15 protein-coding genes are annotated in these 14,447 nt (G+C 75.1%); 6 read left to right on the forward strand and 9 right to left on the reverse strand.

Annotated features, from left to right (window positions below):
• Nucleotides 1-82 precede the first annotated feature (82 nt).
• Nucleotides 83-1,414, forward strand: coding sequence for an MFS transporter (locus tag ACFVDM_RS31125; protein ID WP_383648450.1), 1,332 nt, complete (start codon nucleotides 83-85; stop codon nucleotides 1,412-1,414).
• Between the two features lie 84 nt (nucleotides 1,415-1,498).
• On the opposite strand, the gene ACFVDM_RS31130 is transcribed toward ACFVDM_RS31125, so the two are convergent.
• Complete coding sequence (locus ACFVDM_RS31130) at nucleotides 1,499-2,131, reverse strand: sigma-70 family RNA polymerase sigma factor (protein WP_383648180.1); 633 nt, start codon at nucleotides 2,129-2,131, stop codon at nucleotides 1,499-1,501.
• Nucleotides 2,132-2,231: 100 nt separating this feature from the next.
• Here ACFVDM_RS31130 and ACFVDM_RS31135 point away from each other — a divergent pair, with 100 nt between their 5' ends.
• Nucleotides 2,232-3,077: an alpha/beta fold hydrolase gene (locus ACFVDM_RS31135; RefSeq protein WP_383648182.1), complete on the forward strand. Its 846-nt coding sequence runs from the start codon at nucleotides 2,232-2,234 to the stop codon at nucleotides 3,075-3,077.
• A 112-nt stretch (nucleotides 3,078-3,189) separates the two neighbouring features.
• Here ACFVDM_RS31135 and ACFVDM_RS31140 read toward each other — a convergent pair whose 3' ends face one another.
• Nucleotides 3,190-4,170 carry an NAD(P)-dependent oxidoreductase gene (locus ACFVDM_RS31140; protein ID WP_383648184.1) on the reverse strand — a complete coding sequence of 327 codons (981 nt, stop codon included), beginning with the start codon at nucleotides 4,168-4,170 and terminating at the stop codon, nucleotides 3,190-3,192.
• A gap of 46 nt (nucleotides 4,171-4,216) precedes the next feature.
• Here ACFVDM_RS31140 and ACFVDM_RS31145 point away from each other — a divergent pair, with 46 nt between their 5' ends.
• On the forward strand, nucleotides 4,217-4,579 hold the full coding sequence (locus tag ACFVDM_RS31145; RefSeq protein WP_383648452.1) for a winged helix-turn-helix transcriptional regulator: 363 nt from the start codon (nucleotides 4,217-4,219) through the stop codon (nucleotides 4,577-4,579).
• Nucleotides 4,580-4,696: 117 nt separating this feature from the next.
• Here ACFVDM_RS31145 and ACFVDM_RS31150 read toward each other — a convergent pair whose 3' ends face one another.
• Nucleotides 4,697-5,353, reverse strand: coding sequence for a TetR/AcrR family transcriptional regulator (locus tag ACFVDM_RS31150; RefSeq protein ID WP_383648186.1), 657 nt, complete (start codon nucleotides 5,351-5,353; stop codon nucleotides 4,697-4,699).
• A 170-nt stretch (nucleotides 5,354-5,523) separates the two neighbouring features.
• On the opposite strand from ACFVDM_RS31150, the gene ACFVDM_RS31155 reads away from it, so the two are divergent.
• Nucleotides 5,524-6,654 carry a serine hydrolase domain-containing protein gene (locus ACFVDM_RS31155; protein ID WP_383648188.1) on the forward strand — a complete coding sequence of 377 codons (1,131 nt, stop codon included), beginning with the start codon at nucleotides 5,524-5,526 and terminating at the stop codon, nucleotides 6,652-6,654.
• A gap of 106 nt (nucleotides 6,655-6,760) precedes the next feature.
• Nucleotides 6,761-7,318, forward strand: coding sequence for a YceI family protein (locus ACFVDM_RS31160; protein WP_383648190.1), 558 nt, complete (start codon nucleotides 6,761-6,763; stop codon nucleotides 7,316-7,318).
• A 166-nt stretch (nucleotides 7,319-7,484) separates the two neighbouring features.
• Here the strand turns inward: ACFVDM_RS31160 and ACFVDM_RS31165 are convergent, their stop codons facing one another.
• The 4 genes from ACFVDM_RS31165 to ACFVDM_RS31180 form a co-directional block, all read right to left on the reverse strand.
• Entirely contained in the window at nucleotides 7,485-9,338 is a 1,854-nt protein-coding gene (locus ACFVDM_RS31165) for a hypothetical protein (protein WP_383648192.1), read from the reverse strand.
• A gap of 152 nt (nucleotides 9,339-9,490) precedes the next feature.
• Nucleotides 9,491-10,069 (reverse strand): O-methyltransferase, encoded by a 579-nt coding sequence (locus ACFVDM_RS31170; RefSeq protein WP_383648194.1) that lies wholly within the window; start codon nucleotides 10,067-10,069, stop codon nucleotides 9,491-9,493.
• A gap of 84 nt (nucleotides 10,070-10,153) precedes the next feature.
• A complete protein-coding gene (locus tag ACFVDM_RS31175; protein WP_383648196.1) occupies nucleotides 10,154-11,413 on the reverse strand; it encodes an MFS transporter in 1,260 nt (419 codons plus the stop codon).
• A 44-nt stretch (nucleotides 11,414-11,457) separates the two neighbouring features.
• On the reverse strand, nucleotides 11,458-12,087 hold the full coding sequence (locus ACFVDM_RS31180) for an ArsR/SmtB family transcription factor (protein ID WP_383648198.1): 630 nt from the start codon (nucleotides 12,085-12,087) through the stop codon (nucleotides 11,458-11,460).
• Between the two features lie 118 nt (nucleotides 12,088-12,205).
• On the opposite strand from ACFVDM_RS31180, the gene ACFVDM_RS31185 reads away from it, so the two are divergent.
• The gene (locus ACFVDM_RS31185; RefSeq protein ID WP_383648200.1) at nucleotides 12,206-12,952 is read left to right on the forward strand and encodes a class I SAM-dependent methyltransferase; all 747 of its coding nucleotides are present in this window, start codon (nucleotides 12,206-12,208) and stop codon (nucleotides 12,950-12,952) included.
• A gap of 16 nt (nucleotides 12,953-12,968) precedes the next feature.
• Here the strand turns inward: ACFVDM_RS31185 and ACFVDM_RS31190 are convergent, their stop codons facing one another.
• Together ACFVDM_RS31190 and ACFVDM_RS31195 are read right to left on the reverse strand one after the other, a co-directional pair.
• Nucleotides 12,969-13,739 carry a hypothetical protein gene (locus ACFVDM_RS31190; RefSeq protein ID WP_383648202.1) on the reverse strand — a complete coding sequence of 257 codons (771 nt, stop codon included), beginning with the start codon at nucleotides 13,737-13,739 and terminating at the stop codon, nucleotides 12,969-12,971.
• Nucleotides 13,740-13,759: 20 nt separating this feature from the next.
• Complete coding sequence (locus ACFVDM_RS31195) at nucleotides 13,760-13,918, reverse strand: hypothetical protein (RefSeq protein ID WP_383648204.1); 159 nt, start codon at nucleotides 13,916-13,918, stop codon at nucleotides 13,760-13,762.
• Between the last annotated feature and the right edge of the window lie 529 nt (nucleotides 13,919-14,447).

Genomic DNA, 14,447 nt, shown 5'->3' on the forward strand with positions numbered 1-14,447 from the left:
GACGACGGCTCCGCCGGAGGCCCCCGAGGAGCGCTTGTTCTCCCGGACGTACGCGGCGGCCACGTTCAGCTTCGCCGCGGTGATGTTCCTGACCGGCTTCGCCGCGCTCGCCGTCGTCCCGATGCTTCCGGTGGCCGCCCGGGAACTGGACGGGGTACCGCTCTACCCGCTGGTGGCGGGCTGTTTCGTCGCGGCGAGCCTGTTCGGCGGGGTGCTGGGCGGCGACTGGGCGGACCGCTCGGGCGCGGCGCGCCCCCTGGCGGCGGGCGTGGTCCTCGCGGTGATCACCCTCGTCGTCTCCGCGACCAGCACCAGCATCTGGCAGCTCGCGGCCGGGCGCTTCCTCGACGGGGTGGCGGCCGGAATGATCGCGGTCGCGATCAACACGGCCATCGCGCACGCCTATCCGGACCGGCTGCGGGCCCGCGCCCTGGCCCTGATGAGCACCTGCTGGATCATCCCGTCCCTGGCCGGCCCGCCCCTCGCGGGCCTCGTGGCGGCCTGGTGGTCGTGGCGGGTGGTGTTCTTCGGCCTGGCGGCCCTGACGGTGATCCCGTCGTTGATCGTCGTGCTCCAGCTGCGCGGCCGCTCGTGGAAGGCGGAGAACGCGGGCGGTACGGGGAAGGCGGAGCCTGAGGGCGAGGGCGAGGGCGAGGGAGAGGCGCGGCCGAGGCCGCCGTTGCTGGTCGCGGCGGCGGTGAGCGTGGGGGCGGCGCTGGCGCAGTTCGGCGTCTCGGGCTGGAACCTCACGCATCTGCTGTGCGGGGCGGCGGGGCTCGCGCTGCTGGTGGTGTGCGTGCCGCGGCTGCTGCCGGCCGGCGTCTGGCGCGCCGCGCGGGGACTGCCCGCCACGGTGCTGCTGCGCGCGATGACGTCGGGGGCGTACTTCACGCTGGAGGCCTTCGTACCGCTGCTGCTCAACACGGTGCGGCGGGTGCCGCCGGTGCAGACGGGGCTGGCGTTCACGGGCGCCGCGATCGCCTGGGCGGGGTCCTCCTGGCTGCAGGGCCGCCTTCAGGGCCGGGTCGCCCGGCACCGGCTGGTCACCGCCGGTGCGCTGGTGATGGGCGCGTCGGTGGCGCTGGCCGCCGCCGGAACGCTGCCCGCCCTCCCCGCGCAGACCGCCGCCGCGGCCATGGTCCTGGCCGCCGTCGGCATGGGCATGGCCGCGCCCTCGCTCACCCTGCTCTCGCTCACCCACAGCCCGCCGGGCCGTCAGGGGTACGCGAGCAGCGCGATGCAGACCAGTCAGAACCTGGGCCAGATGGCGGTGATGGCGGTGGCCGCCGCCGTGTTCAACCTCGTCCTCGCCGGCGGTTCCGCCGATCCGGCCGCGTACGCCGCCGCCTTCGGTCTGCTCCTCGTCCCGAGCGTGCTGGCCGCGACCCTGGCGGTGCGGGCGCGCGGGGAGTGAGGACGCGGGCCCTCTCCCTCCGCGGCCGGGAGGCATCAAGGGACATGTCTGGCGGCGGTACGCGTGCGCGGGGGTGAGGTCCCGTCAGTGCCCGGGGGAGGTGTGGGCGTTCCCGAGGGCGTCGCGCTGGAGGCGGTGGGCGAGGGCGCGGCGGACGGAGGGGGTGCCGGGCGGCGCGACGGACGGCGGTGCGGCCGGCAGGTCGAGCCCGCGGCTGATCTCGTCGTACGCCCGGCGGTGGGCGGAATCCGCGGCGGCGTAGCGCCGCAGGTCCTCCTCGACGAGGCGGCGCAGCACGTCGACGTCCTCCGGGGCGAAGCCGTTCTTCCCACGGGTCAGGGCGCGGAGTCCGGCGGTGCGGCGGGCGTCCGGCCCGTACGCCTCGGCCAGTTCCTCGGCCAGCCCCCACAGCCGTCCTTCGAGCCAGGGCGGGTCGCCCTGGCTCAGCGAGAGGTCCATGACCGGACCGGGCCCGGCGTCCCGTTCCTTCGCCATCTGCTTGGACACGGCGGGCTGGCTCAGCCCGGTGAGCCGGGCGATGCGGTCCTGGGTCCAGCCGAGCCCGGCACACACCTTGATCAGCTCGGCGCGGAGCCGGCGCGCCTCCTCGCCGGCCCGGATCACCTCGTTCATCCCCGCGAACATCCCCGCGGCCTGCGCGTCGGTCAGGCCGGGCGGTCCGCCTCCGGGCGCGTTGTTGGTCTCCTCGACTGCCACACCCCAGTTATATACCCACGCCAGGGACTCATGAAGGGTTGCATAACGAGGTTGTATAACGGGGTTGTATAACAGAGTTATGGCGTGCAGGATCGCTGTCATGACCACCTTCTACGCGGCAGATGACGGAACCCGCCTCGCCCTGCGCCTCCACGGGGAGGGCGAACTGCTCCTCTGCCTGCCGGGCGGCCCAGCCGACCCCCGCTACCTGGGCGACCTCGGCGGCCTCTCCGGCGGGCGCCGCCTGGTCCTCCCGGACCTGCGCGGTACGGGCCGTTCGCCGGTGCCCGAGGACCCCGCCCGGTACCGGTGCGACCGGCTCGTGGACGACGTCGAGGCGCTGCGCCGCCATCTGGGGCGGGACCGCGTGGACCTCCTCGCCCACAGCGCGGGCGCCAACATCGCCGTCCAGTACGCGGCCCGCCACCCTTCGCGCGTCGGCCGGCTCGTCCTGGTCGCCCCCGGTACGCGGGCCGTCGGCATCGACGTCGACGGTGCGGAACGCCGGGCCCTCGCGCGGCGGCGGGCGGACGAACCCTGGTTTCCGGCGGCGTACGCGGCCCTCGACGCGATCACCCGGGGCACCGGCACCGACTGGGAGGCCATCGCCCCGTTCCTGTACGGCCGGGGCCGCTGGGACGACAGTGCCCGGAGCCACCACACCGACGGCGCGCCCGACAACCCGCGGGCCGTCGCCGGCTTCGGCGCCGACGGGGCGTTCACCCCGGCGGCCACCCGCGCCGCCCTGGCCGGCCTTCCCTCCCCCGTCCTCCTCCTCGCCGGCGCACTCGACCTGAACAGCCCGCCCCGGCCCACGGCCGACTGCGCCGCCCTCTTCCCGGACGCGCGGCTCGTCGTGCAGGAGGGGGCGGGGCACTATCCGTGGCTGGACGACGCGGGGCGGTTCAGGGAGACGGTGGAGAGGTTCCTGTCGGGACGGCCGTGAGACGGTGGGCGGGCGGAGCCCGGCCGCGTGGGGCGTCCGGCCGCGTGGCGCGCCAGGTCGGGCAGGGCGCCAGGTCGGGCAGGGCGCCCGGTCGGGCAGGGCGTCCGGTCGGTCAGGACGAGCGGTCGTGGGCGAGGCGGTCGGCGACGCGGGCGAAGCCGTCGGGGCCGTGGCCGGCGGCGATGACGCGGCGGGTGAGGGCTTCGGCCGCCCGGATCGGGCCCGATGCGATGCCGTGGGCCTCGGCGGCGTGGACGATATGGGTCATGGAGGAGGCCGCCGAGGTCAGCGGGTTGCCCTCGCCGGAGAAGTCCTGGTTCTCCAGGGCCTCGGCGACGTCCCGGAAGACCGTGGGCAGCAGCGTACCGATGCCCTCGGCGAACGGCAGGAGCGAGCCCGGGGCGATGCCCTCCGCCGAGGCGAGGGCCAGGGCGTGCGCGTAGCCGGACATGGCGGTCCAGAAGATGTCGAGCAGGGCCAGGTCGTACGCGGCGGCGCGCCCGATGTCTTCTCCGAGGTGGGTGTGGGTGCCGCCCAGCGCGTCGAGCACCGGCCGGTGCCGGGCGTACAGCTCGGCGGGACCGCTGTGGAGGAAGACGCCCGCCGGGGTCCCGATCGTCGGGGTGGGCGTCATGATCGCGCCGTCGAGGTAGCCGACCCCGTGCCGTGCGGCCCACTCGGCGGTGGACCGGGCCCGGTCCGGGGTGTCGGCCGAGAGGTTCACGACGGTCCGGCCCCGGGCCGCCGCGGCGACCGCCGCGTCCCGCAACACGGCGTCCGCCGCGTCGTAGTTGACGACGCAGACGACGGTCAGCGCACTGGCCGCGACCGCCGCCGCGGCCGACTCCGCTCCGGTCGCGCCCCCCGCGACCAGCTCCGCGTCCCGGCCCGGGGTGCGGTTCCACACGGTGACCGCGAGCCCGGCGGCGAGGAAGGCACCGGCCAGCGCGCGGCCCATCGGGCCCAGACCGAGCACGGTCACGGCAGACTGGCCGGTGGACGGGTCCGTCGTGGAGGGGTCCGTCGTGGACGGGGCCGTCGTGGACGTGGGCGTTGCGGGCCGGGGTGTTGCGGGCATGGGCGTCGTGGACATGGTGAGACTCCTGGGACATGTGAAGGACGGGCTGGGGGAGACCGGAATGGGACGCAAGCGCGCACAGGACACGAACGTCTGCGGGGTCACCGCCGCGATCGCGGTGATCGACGGCAAGTGGAAGACGCCCCTGCTCTGGCTGATGGAGGCCGGACCGCAGCGGCCCGGCGAACTGCGCCGCCGGCTCGACGGGCTCAGCGAGAAGGTGCTGACCCAGGCACTGCGCGAGATGGAGGCGGACGGGCTGGTCCACCGCGAGGTGTACGACGAACGGCCGCTCAGGACGGAGTACTCCCTGACCCCGTTCGGCCAGGACCTCGCCGACGCCCTGGCCCCCCTCTCGGACTGGGGCCACCGCCGCCTGGACCAGCTGACCGGGACGCCCTCGCCCTCGCTCTCCCCCTCCTGACCTGCTCGGGCGCCCCGCGGCATGACCAGCTTCGCCGCGGCGCGGGGCGGTGCCAAGTACCCACAAAAAGGTGGGTAGGGGGGTGGCGGTCGACCTCGGGCCGGCCCGAGAGGGTCCCTACGCCCTCCCCGCCGCCCCCATCCCCGCCAGGTGCGCGGCCAGGATCGCCTCGAAGGCGGCGGCCCGGTCCGCGCCCAGGGGGCGGAGGTCGCGGGCGAAGTGGGCGACGGCCGGGAAGCGGGCCGGGTCGGCGCCGAGGACGGCGACGCGGAACAGCTCCATGCCCTGGGCCCGTTCGTCCGGGCCCACGGTGGCCGCCCCGGCCTCGAAGGCGATCAGGGCGGCGATGAGGACGGCGAGGCGGTGATAGCGCTCCGGGATCTCCTCATCGGGGATTCCGGAGGCGCGCAGGGCCTGGATGACCTCTTCCATCATCAGCCGGGCGCCGTCGCCGCTGGAGGCGTAACGGCCCCAGACGGCGGCGAGTTGGGGCTGCTCGCCGAAGGCCTCGCGCAGCCGCAGGGCCAGGGCGGTGATGCGCTGCTTCCCGTCGCCCTCGGGGCGGTGGCCCTCCATGGCGGCGAGGAGGACCCGGTCGGCGACCGCCCGCAGCAGTTCGGTCTTGCTGCGGAAGTGGCGGTAGAGGCTGGAGGAGTCCGTACCCAGCTCCGAGGCCAGTCTGCGCACGCTGAACGCGTCGGCGTCGCCCGTGCGCAACAGCTCGGCCGCCGCGTCCAGGATCTCTTCGGTCGACCAGCGCCTGCGGCCCGCCATGTCGTTCCCCTCACGCTTCCGCTGCCGGATCAGGGCGCCAGCGTAACCCAGGCACTCCATGCTGCGCCTAGCTGTGCACTTGGCGTTGCACGCACCGCGTGCATAATGGGTGCATGAACGTGAGGGACTTAGGAAGCCGGCCGCAGGACACGACGGAGGGACACCCCGACATGAGCAACGCACTGGATTCCGCAGCGCTGGACGCCGCGATCGACCGCGTCCACCGGGCAGGCGTGCCGGGCCTGTTCGCCGAGGTGCGGGCCGGGGACGAGGTCTGGCGCGGGGCCGCGGGCGTCGCCGATCTCGGCACCGGCCGCCCGGCGGAGCCCGGACTGCGCCACCGCGTCGGCAGCGTGACGAAGACGTTCACCGCCGCCGCGGTCCTCCAGCAGGCCGAGGCCGGCCGGATCGGCCTGGACGCGCCCGTCGGCGGGTATCTGCCGGAGCTGGTGCCGGGGGAGCGCGGGGAGGTGATCACCGTGCGGATGCTGCTCGACCACACCAGTGGGTTCCCCGAGTACCTTCCGTACGCCTATCCCTCGCTGAAGGCGTATCCGGTCGTCGCGGAGACGGGGCCCGAGAGCCTGGAGGAGCACCGGTTCACACGGTTCGATCCGGCCGAGCTGATCGGCATGGGGGTGTCCGCGCCGCCGGCGGGAACGCCGGGCGGCCGGCCGGGGGTGTACTCGAACACCAACTACCTGCTGCTCGGCCGGCTCCTGGAGGAGGTCACCGGTGTCCCGGCCGAGCGGTACATCACGCGGCACGTCATCGAGCGCGCCGGGCTCCGGGACACCGGATTCCCGGAGGGCCCGGAGGTCGAGGGGCCGCACTCCCGGCTGTACGAGTCCTGGTTCGGGAAGCTCGACCCGCCGCGCGACTTCAGCGTGTTCGACATGTCGTGGGTGGGCCCGACCGCCTCGCTGGTCTCGACGGTCGCCGACCTGAACCGCTTCTACGCGGAGCTGTTCGCGGGCCGGATCGTCGGCCCCGCCTCGCTGGCGGAGATGCGGCGCACGGGCCCGGTCGTCTCCCAGGAGGGCCGCCTGATCGCGTACGGGCTCGGACTGCACCCGATGGAGGGCGAGGAGGAGCACGACGGGCCGGACGCCTTCTGGGGGCACGGCGGCACGGTGTGGGGCGGCGGCACCCTGGCCATGACCCGCGCCGACGGCGGGCGGCAGCTGGCCGTCGGGATGAACCTCCAGCGCTGGAACCGGCTCGGCGCGGACGGCAGGCCCCAGCCGCACCCGATCGACGCGGCCCTCGCCGCGCTGTACCGCGTGGCGCTGTACGGCTGAGGCGGTTCCCGTCCTAGCGTGGCGGGGGCAACGCTCCACGGGGCCGCCCGGCAGGGACGGTCCCGTGCGCCCACCCCCCACCACCACCTCGGCCACGGAGGAACCCTTGACGACCAACACCGGCCTCGCCGACCTCACCGGTGACTACGTCCTCGACCCCACGCACACCCGGATCGGCTTCGTGGCCCGCCACGCCATGGTGACCAAGGTCCGCGGCGCGTTCCACCAGTTCGAGGGCACCGCCCATCTGGACGGCACGGACCCCTCGCGCAGCACCGCTCAGGTGGTCATCAGGACCGAGAGCATCGACACGGGCGTCGACCAGCGCGACCAGCACCTGAGGACCAACGACTTCCTGGACGCCCCCAACTTCCCCGACATCACCTTCCGTACGACGGCCGTCGAGGCGAAGTCGGAGAGCGACTACCGGGTCACCGGCGACCTCACGGTCAAGGACGTCACCCGCCCCGTCTCCATCGACTTCGAGTACACGGGCAATGCCGTCGACCCGTACGGCAACCTCCGGGTCGGCCTGGAGGGTTCCGTGACGATCTCCCGCAAGGAGTTCGGCGTGACCTGGAACGCTGCCCTGGAGGGCGGCGGGGTGCTGGTCGGCGACAAGATCGTCCTGGAGTTCGACATCTCCGCGATCAAGCAGAGCTGACGCACCGGAGTAGGCGTACGGGCCCGGCCCGGTGAGTACGGCGTACGCACCCGCGTCGTCGGGTACGGGCCCGGCCCGTCGGGTACGGCATGCGCACCCGCGTCGCCGGGTACGCGTCCGGCCCGCCGGGTACGGCGTACGCGCCCGCGTCGTCGCGCGGTCCGGATCACAGCTCCTCGGGCCAGGTGAATCCCAGCTGCTCGGCGCGGGCGCGGTTGCCGCCGCAGACGTCGGCGTACGTCGTCGGGTTCTCGGCGGCGAGACGGTCGAGGGCGGCGGCGGCCCGGGTATCGGGCGGGGTGCCGTCGTCGGGGATGATCCAGCGGAACTGGAGCGGGATCCCGTCCGGCGTGCCCGCGGCGAGGCCCGGGGCGTGGTCGAAGGTCACGACGGTGGTGTCCGGATCGTCGAACCCCGTGCTGATCCAGCCGCGCCGCGCGTCCCACCGGCCCAGCAGGTCCGGACGCGCCACCAGCCCCGCCCTGATCAGCCGGCCCGTGGTCCGGGCGGGCCACGACCAGGCGGTGTCGGCCTCGGCCCGTGCGATCTCCGCGTCGTACGCCGCCGCGTCGAAGCGGAGGGCGGCCCGTTCGGCGGGGACGCCCGGGGGCAGCGGCGGGGTGCACGGCCGCCGCCAGTTCTCCCACACCACCGCGTCGCCGTCCCGCCGCACGGTCACGTACAACGCCCCGCAGCACCCCTCGGTGCAGTACGCCTCCGCCAGCCGCACCTCGTGCGGTTCCTCGCCCGCCCGGAGCGCCCGGCTGTCGAGCAGCGCCTCGGGCTCCTCGGCCGGACCCCAGGGGAACAGTGCCGGGACGAGGGGCCGCCCGTCGACGAGGATCCGGGTCTCGACCGGCTCGCGGTCCACCGGGTCGCCCGCGACGACCTCGATGCGGAGTGCCCGCGGTGCGGCGGCGAGCGCGAAGGGGCGTCGGCCGGTGCGGCGGATCCAGCGGGCGCGGAGCCCTTGTTCGCCGTTCGCGGGGCCGGACTCCGATACGGCGACGGCGGCATCGGCCCAGCGTGGTTCCGCCAGCACCCGCCCCAGCGCTTCCAGCAGGTCGGTACGCCGTCCCGGTGCCCAGTCGAGCAGGACGGCGGCGCCGCTGCTCAGGTCGAGGGCGAGCGAGAGCAGGGTGGCGTGGTGTTCGGTCGTCGGCGGCAGGAGCCCGGCGCGGGCCACCACCCGCTCGTACAGCGCGGGCGCGTCGCGGAAGGCGAGGAGTGCGGTGTCGCCGTCGCGGGAGGACCCGCCCCGGACCAGGAGCCGGGCCGCACGCGAGAGCAGAACGGGGTCGTCGGGGTGCCGGTCCAGCAGGTCCGGGAGCGACGCGGCCTCCGCGATACGGCGGGCGACCTCGGCGGGGAGGAAACGCGGACCGGGGGAGAGCACGCCGAGTTCCTCCCGGACGGCATCGGGATCGCCTGTCCACAGGGCGTGGACAAGTGGCGTCAGCTCGGCCGGGCGGGCCCGGACGACGAGCCAGACGGCTGCGGCGCGGCGGCGGTCCAGCCGGTCGAGGGCGCGGACCGCCCCGTCGGTGAACTCCCGGTACAGCCCGAGGGCGGTGAGATACCGGACGTCCCCGGGCTCCCCGAACCGGCCGAGGAGCGCGATCCCGACGGCGACGGCGGACTCGGTGGTGCCGGTCCGGACCAGCTCCCGGGCCAGCGCGGCGGCTGCCTGTTCAGGTCGCCCTTCCGGCGCTTCTTCCGGCAGCGGCAGGGCGGCGACGGCCGCCCGGAGCCGGGGGAGATGGCTGTGGTCCAGGCCGAGCGGAGCGAGGCGGCGGTCCAGCTCGGCCGCGCCGCGCGGCAGCGGAGTCAGTACCTCCGCGAGGACACGCGGGACGTCTTCGTGCGGCAACGGCTCGGCGCCGGAGGCGGGTTGCGGGGAGAGCGGGAAGCCGCGCCGGGGCGGGGTCCCGCCGTGGGCCGTGTGCAGCAGCCGGCGCACCTGGTCGTACAGGGCGGCGGGCGCGGGGGTGAGCGCGTCGCGCTCCTCGTGGGCGCTCACCGGGCGGGACGGGTCTCGATTCCATGGGTCATGCGGGGAGCCTGCCAGCCCGGCGAGCGCGTTGTCGAGGGAGTTACGGGGGCGCCTGGCCCCCGGATTCCGGGGCCCTCGCCCCGTACGGACGGCGCGAGGGAATCAGCGGCCCGGCACCCTCACCCCGTACGGACGGCCATCAGCAGCCCGGTCGACCAGGCCAGCCGTACGCACCGGAAGTCGTCGCGGGCCTCCAGTTCGACGAGGAGCGCGTCCACGGACTTCTGGTGGCTGTCCGGCCAGTTGGGCTGGGGGTCCAGGTCGTCGATCAGATAGGTGCCGCCGACGGCGACGAGGCCGAGGGCCCGGTCGAGGTGGGTGAACTTGCCGGGCCACGTGTCCGCGAAGACCAGGTCGAACGGAGCGTCGTCGTACTTCTCCAGCCAGTCGCCGCCGTCGCCGGAGACGAAGGTCGCCCGGGGGTCGGCGCCCAGCTCCTGGCGGGCGACCTCCTGCACGGCGGTGTCGAGTTCGACGCTGGTGAGGCGGGCGGAGGCGTCCATGCCGTCGAGGAGCCAGGCACTGCCCTCGCCCACCCCCGTACCGAGTTCCAGAATGCGCCCGCCCGGCCGGGCGGCGGCCAGGGCGGCCAGCAGACTTCCCGTGCGGTCGTCGCTGGACATGGTGAAGCCCGCGTCGCGCGCCCGGGAACGCAGGGCGGGCAGGGAGGCGGGGCGGGTGCTCGGAGTGTCGTCCATGCGCTGATGATGAAAGGCCCCCGGGCGCACGGGCAAGGCAATTGGGCCCGGGTGTCAGCAGGTGGACGGGCGGGGCGTCCCGGATCATGCCTCCGCACCCAAGGACCGGTCCGGCGACTGGAGTTCGGCCCGCCGAAGCTCCGTGACGGTGGCCCCGAGCACCGCCCCGAGCAGGCAGATCGCGCCGCAGCCGGTGAAGAAGGCGGCGGCGCCCCACGCGGCCACGGTGAGGCCGACGGCGGGGAAGAGGACCGGGGCGAGCCCGACCGCGCACAGGGCGGTGACGGCGGTGACCCGGCCCAGGTAGCGGGGATCGGTCGCCGTCTGGACCAGTGCCCCGGTGACCGTCGCGGTGAACCCGCTGGACAACCCGACCACCGCACCGCACACCACGGCGGCGGCCAGGGACCGGCTGTGCCCCAGGGCCACGGTGCCCACCGCCGTGACGAACAGGGCCCCGGACACGGCCAGTCCGGCGCGCGGGATCCGGGACGCGACGGCCGGCAGCAGCGCACCTCCACCCGCCCCGGCGCTGAACGCGCCCGCGATCCACCCCATGCCGGCCGCGCCCCACCCGCGTGCGTCGGCCAGCAGCACCAGCCCGGCGGCGACTGGCCCGCTGAAGCACATCTCGCTCAGACCGATCACGGTGACCAGCGGGGCGAGGAGCCGGTGCCGGCGCACGTAACGCAGCCCGTCCCTCAACTCCCGGGCCGGAGAGGCGGGTTCCGCTCCCTCCGGCACATCATTCGTCCGTACGGTGAGCAGCAGGGCCAGCGACAGGGCGAACAGCGCCCCGGACGCCGCGAAGGCCCCCGCCGCACCGCCCGCCGCCAGAACGGCCCCCGCCAGGACCGGGCCCACCGCGTTGCTGAGGCGGACGGCCAGACCGCGCATCCCCTGGACGCGGGCGAGCTGTCCGGGAGCCGTGAGGCGCGGTGGCAGGGCGCCGACGGCGGGCATGAACACCGCGTCCACCACCCCGAACAGCAGCGCCACCGGCACCAGCAGCCACAGGCGTGGCGCGGTCAGCATCAGAACGGCGGCTGCCGCCAGGATCACCGCGCACCGTGTCGCGTCACTGACGACGGCGACCCGGCGCGGCCCGAACCGGTCGGCCACCACGCCCCCGCCGAGCATCAGCACCGCCCGGGGCAGCGCCCCCGCCGCGATCACGAACCCGGCGAGCGAGGGCCCGCCGGCCCGCGTCGCGCACCACGACAGCGCGAGGAAATACACCACGTCGCCCATGACCGACGCGGTGTAGGCCCCGAGCCAGCGCAGGAGGTTGGGGTCGCGGTGGGCGGGGGGAGGGTGGGGCCCGGCGGGGGCCGTGGGGTGCACTCCGCAGTGGTCCGGGGGCCGGGCTGCGTCCCGGCCGTGCGCGGTCACGCGCTGTCCGGGCCGGGCTCCGTGGTGCCGGGTACGGCGAACGCCTGCATCTGGAGGGTGACGGGGGCGGCCCCGGGCGGGGCGTCGGCGGGGTCGCGCCGGTAGCGGTCGACCACCGCGAAGAGTTCGGCGCGCAGCCGTTCGACCTCGTCCGGGGCGAGCCGGAGCGCGAAGTCGGCGTACACCCCGGCCGCGTACCACTCCGGCGGAAGGGCGGGCACCTCGTCGGCGGCCCTCCGCAGCCGTTCGGCGGCGGCCTGCGCGACCGCCTGCGCGTACGCCCGCCCGGCCGCCCCCTGCTCCACGGACTCCTCCGCAGGCTCGTGCACCGACTGCCGGTGCACGGCCCGCCACCACCGCTCGCGGCCCGCGCCCCGCTCCGGAACCTCCGCGATGAGCCCGCCCGCCGCGAGGCGTCGGAGGTGGTAGCTGGCGGAGCCGGGGGTGATGTCCAGCGCCTCGGCGACCCGGGTCGCGGTGGCGGGGCCGCGCAGGCGCAGCAACGCCAGGACGTTCAGGCGCATCGGATGGGCGAGGACCCGGAGCCGGGCGGTGTCGAGGCGGACGTCGGGGTCGGGTGCGGGCGAGGGGGAGGGCGAGGAGGAGGGCGAGGAGGAGGCGGCCATGGGCGACGAGCGTAGACGTACAACAGTTGTTTCGAAAGAGTTGTTGTGAGAGCAGTATGCGCTGCCCGAGGGGCAGTTGACGTCGTACGCGGTCGGCAGCGCCCCTACCCTCGTCCGCATGGCTGACGAGTGTTTCGGGGATCCGCGTCTGGCGGCCGTCTATGACGCGCTGGAGCCCGACCGGGGTGATCTCGACGCGTATGTGCGGATCGCGGAGGAGTTCGGGGCGCGGCGGGTGCTGGACATCGGCTGCGGCACGGGGGTGTTCGCGCTGCTGCTGGCCGGGCGGGGGATCGAGGTGGTCGGCGTGGACCCCGCGCGGGCCTCCGTCGACGTGGCGCGCGGCAAGCCCGGCGCCGAGCGGGTCCGGTGGATCGACGGCGACGCGACGGCCCTGCCGCCCCTGCGCGTCGACCTGGTGACCATGACGGCGAACGTCGCCCAGGCCCTCGCCGCCCCGCCCGTCTGGCGCGGCACCCTGCGCGCCGCCCACGCGGCCCTGCGCCCCGGCGGGCATCTGGTATTCGAGACCCGCGACCCGGCCGCCCGCGCCTGGGAGGAGTGGAACCGGGCCGCCTCGTACACCGTGACGGACGTCCCCGGGGCCGGCGCGGTCGAGAGCTGGGTGGACCTTCTGGACGTCAACGGGCCGCTGGTGACCTTCCGTTGGACGTACGTCTTCGGCGCGGACGGAGCCGTACTGACCTCCGACTCCACCCTTCGCTTCCGCGAGCGCGAGGAGGTGGCGGCGGAGCTGGAGGAGCTGGGCTACGAGGTCGAGGACGTACGGGACGCGCCCGACCGGCCGGGCAGGGAGTTCGTGTTCGTGGCGCGGCGCGTGGAGGGCCGGGAGGCCGGGCGGTAGTCCGGCGGGGCGAACGTCACGGCGTCGGCGACGCCCCCGTCAGGGCCGTCCACGCCCGCACCGTCTCCTCGTGCGAACCGTTCGCCGTGCCCGCCGCCACGGCCCGCGCCTCCGGGTCCTCCGGGGAGCGGGGCGCGCCCGCGCGTGCGAGGAGGGTGAGCGGCCAGACGGGGGCCGCGCCGTACGAGTCGCCGTCGAAGGCGGTCCAGTCCCACGGCCCGTCGAACCGCCAGGCCCGCCCGGCCGCGTCGGCGACCTCGTCCCCCGCGAGCAGGTCGGCGTACGGACGGAGCACCAGCTCGAAGGCGTACGGGATGCCGTCTCCGGGATGCAGTGTGTACCCCGAGCCGTCGAGATGGCTGCCGTCGGGGTACTCGCGGTACGACAGGCCCCGCCGCAGTACGGTCACCGTCCGCGTGGGGCGCGGCAGCCAGACCGTCTCCAGCGGGGGATCGTGCCGCTCGACGCTCGTCACGTGCACCACGGTCGGCGGTATCCCGACCCGGCAGCGGTCGCCCGCCACCAGTGCCTCGGGCGGCGGGTCCGTGCGGAACAACTCGGCGTCCGCCTCGGGCGGGACGTACCCGTCGTTGTTCGCGACGCCGAGGGCGACGACCCCGTTCCAGTGCCCGTACGTCCGGCTCTCGTCGATCTCCCACCAGGGCCACCGGACCGACAGGTGGTCGCGGGCGGGCCCGGCCCCGATGCCGCGTACGACCTCGGTGGGGGTGAACGGGCAGGAGACCGACAGCACGTCCCCCGGCCGGATGTCCTCGCTGTCGATCATCCGGCCAGGTTAGAACGCGGTCAGTTCGTCGGCGTCACGGGGAGGCAGACGGCGTAGACGACGTACGAGCCCGTGGTGGAGGCCGAGTTGTTGAAGGACAGCGTCCAGGTGTTGTCGCCGGACGGGTACGACTCGTACGTCTGGGCCGTGAGGTTGTTGCCACCGAGAGGCGTCTTCATCCCGCCACCGGTCAGGGTGGTCCCCTCCGGACAGGTGGCCGTCCCCGTGTTCAGGCCGGGGACCAGGGCGTAGGTCTCCTCGACGATCTCGGTGGGCAGGGTGGGCCCGGGAGGGCCGGGGGGCCCTTCGGGCCCGGCGGGGCCTTCGGGTCCGGCGGGGCCTTCGGGTCCGGCAGGTCCATCCGGTCCGGCGGGTCCCTGGGGTCCGGCGGGGCCGTCAGCACCGACAGGACCGGCGGGTCCCTCGGGCCCTGCGGGTCCTTCCGGTCCGGCGGGGCCCTGAGGTCCTGCGGGGCCTTCCGGTCCGGCCGGACCCTGCGGTCCGGCCGGACCCTGCGGTCCGGCGGGTCCCTCCGGTCCGGGCGGTCCGGGCGGTCCGGGCTTTCCGTGCGGGCAGGTCTTCTTGCAGGTGCCGCTTCCGCCGTCCCCGCCGTGGCCGTCGTCTCCTCCGGCCACCGCCTGGGTCGCCAACCCGCCCATCAGCAGGGCGGCGGTGAGCACGGGCAGGGCCGTGCCCCGCAGCAGGGCT

Source organism: Streptomyces sp. NPDC057682 (assembly GCF_042799575.1).
Lineage (GTDB): Bacteria > Actinomycetota > Actinomycetes > Streptomycetales > Streptomycetaceae > Streptomyces.

What these genes read in the sequence shown, in the direction of transcription:
- ACFVDM_RS31135 (WP_383648182.1), top strand. Translation starts at nt 2,232, where the DNA reads ATGACCACCTTCTACGCGGCAGATGACGGAACCCGCCTCGCCCTGCGC.
- ACFVDM_RS31195 (WP_383648204.1), bottom strand. Translation starts at nt 13,918, where the DNA reads ATGAAGACGCCTCTCGGTGGCAACAACCTCACGGCCCAGACGTACGAG.
- ACFVDM_RS31170 (WP_383648194.1), bottom strand. Translation starts at nt 10,069, where the DNA reads ATGGACGACACTCCGAGCACCCGCCCCGCCTCCCTGCCCGCCCTGCGT.
- ACFVDM_RS31190 (WP_383648202.1), bottom strand. Translation starts at nt 13,739, where the DNA reads ATGATCGACAGCGAGGACATCCGGCCGGGGGACGTGCTGTCGGTCTCC.
- ACFVDM_RS31180 (WP_383648198.1), bottom strand. Translation starts at nt 12,087, where the DNA reads ATGGCCGCCTCCTCCTCGCCCTCCTCCTCGCCCTCCCCCTCGCCCGCA.
- ACFVDM_RS31125 (WP_383648450.1), top strand. Translation starts at nt 83, where the DNA reads ATGTTCCTGACCGGCTTCGCCGCGCTCGCCGTCGTCCCGATGCTTCCG.
- ACFVDM_RS31140 (WP_383648184.1), bottom strand. Translation starts at nt 4,170, where the DNA reads ATGTCCACGACGCCCATGCCCGCAACACCCCGGCCCGCAACGCCCACG.
- ACFVDM_RS31185 (WP_383648200.1), top strand. Translation starts at nt 12,206, where the DNA reads ATGGCTGACGAGTGTTTCGGGGATCCGCGTCTGGCGGCCGTCTATGAC.
- ACFVDM_RS31150 (WP_383648186.1), bottom strand. Translation starts at nt 5,353, where the DNA reads ATGGCGGGCCGCAGGCGCTGGTCGACCGAAGAGATCCTGGACGCGGCG.
- ACFVDM_RS31155 (WP_383648188.1), top strand. Translation starts at nt 5,524, where the DNA reads ATGAGCAACGCACTGGATTCCGCAGCGCTGGACGCCGCGATCGACCGC.
- ACFVDM_RS31145 (WP_383648452.1), top strand. Translation starts at nt 4,217, where the DNA reads ATGGGACGCAAGCGCGCACAGGACACGAACGTCTGCGGGGTCACCGCC.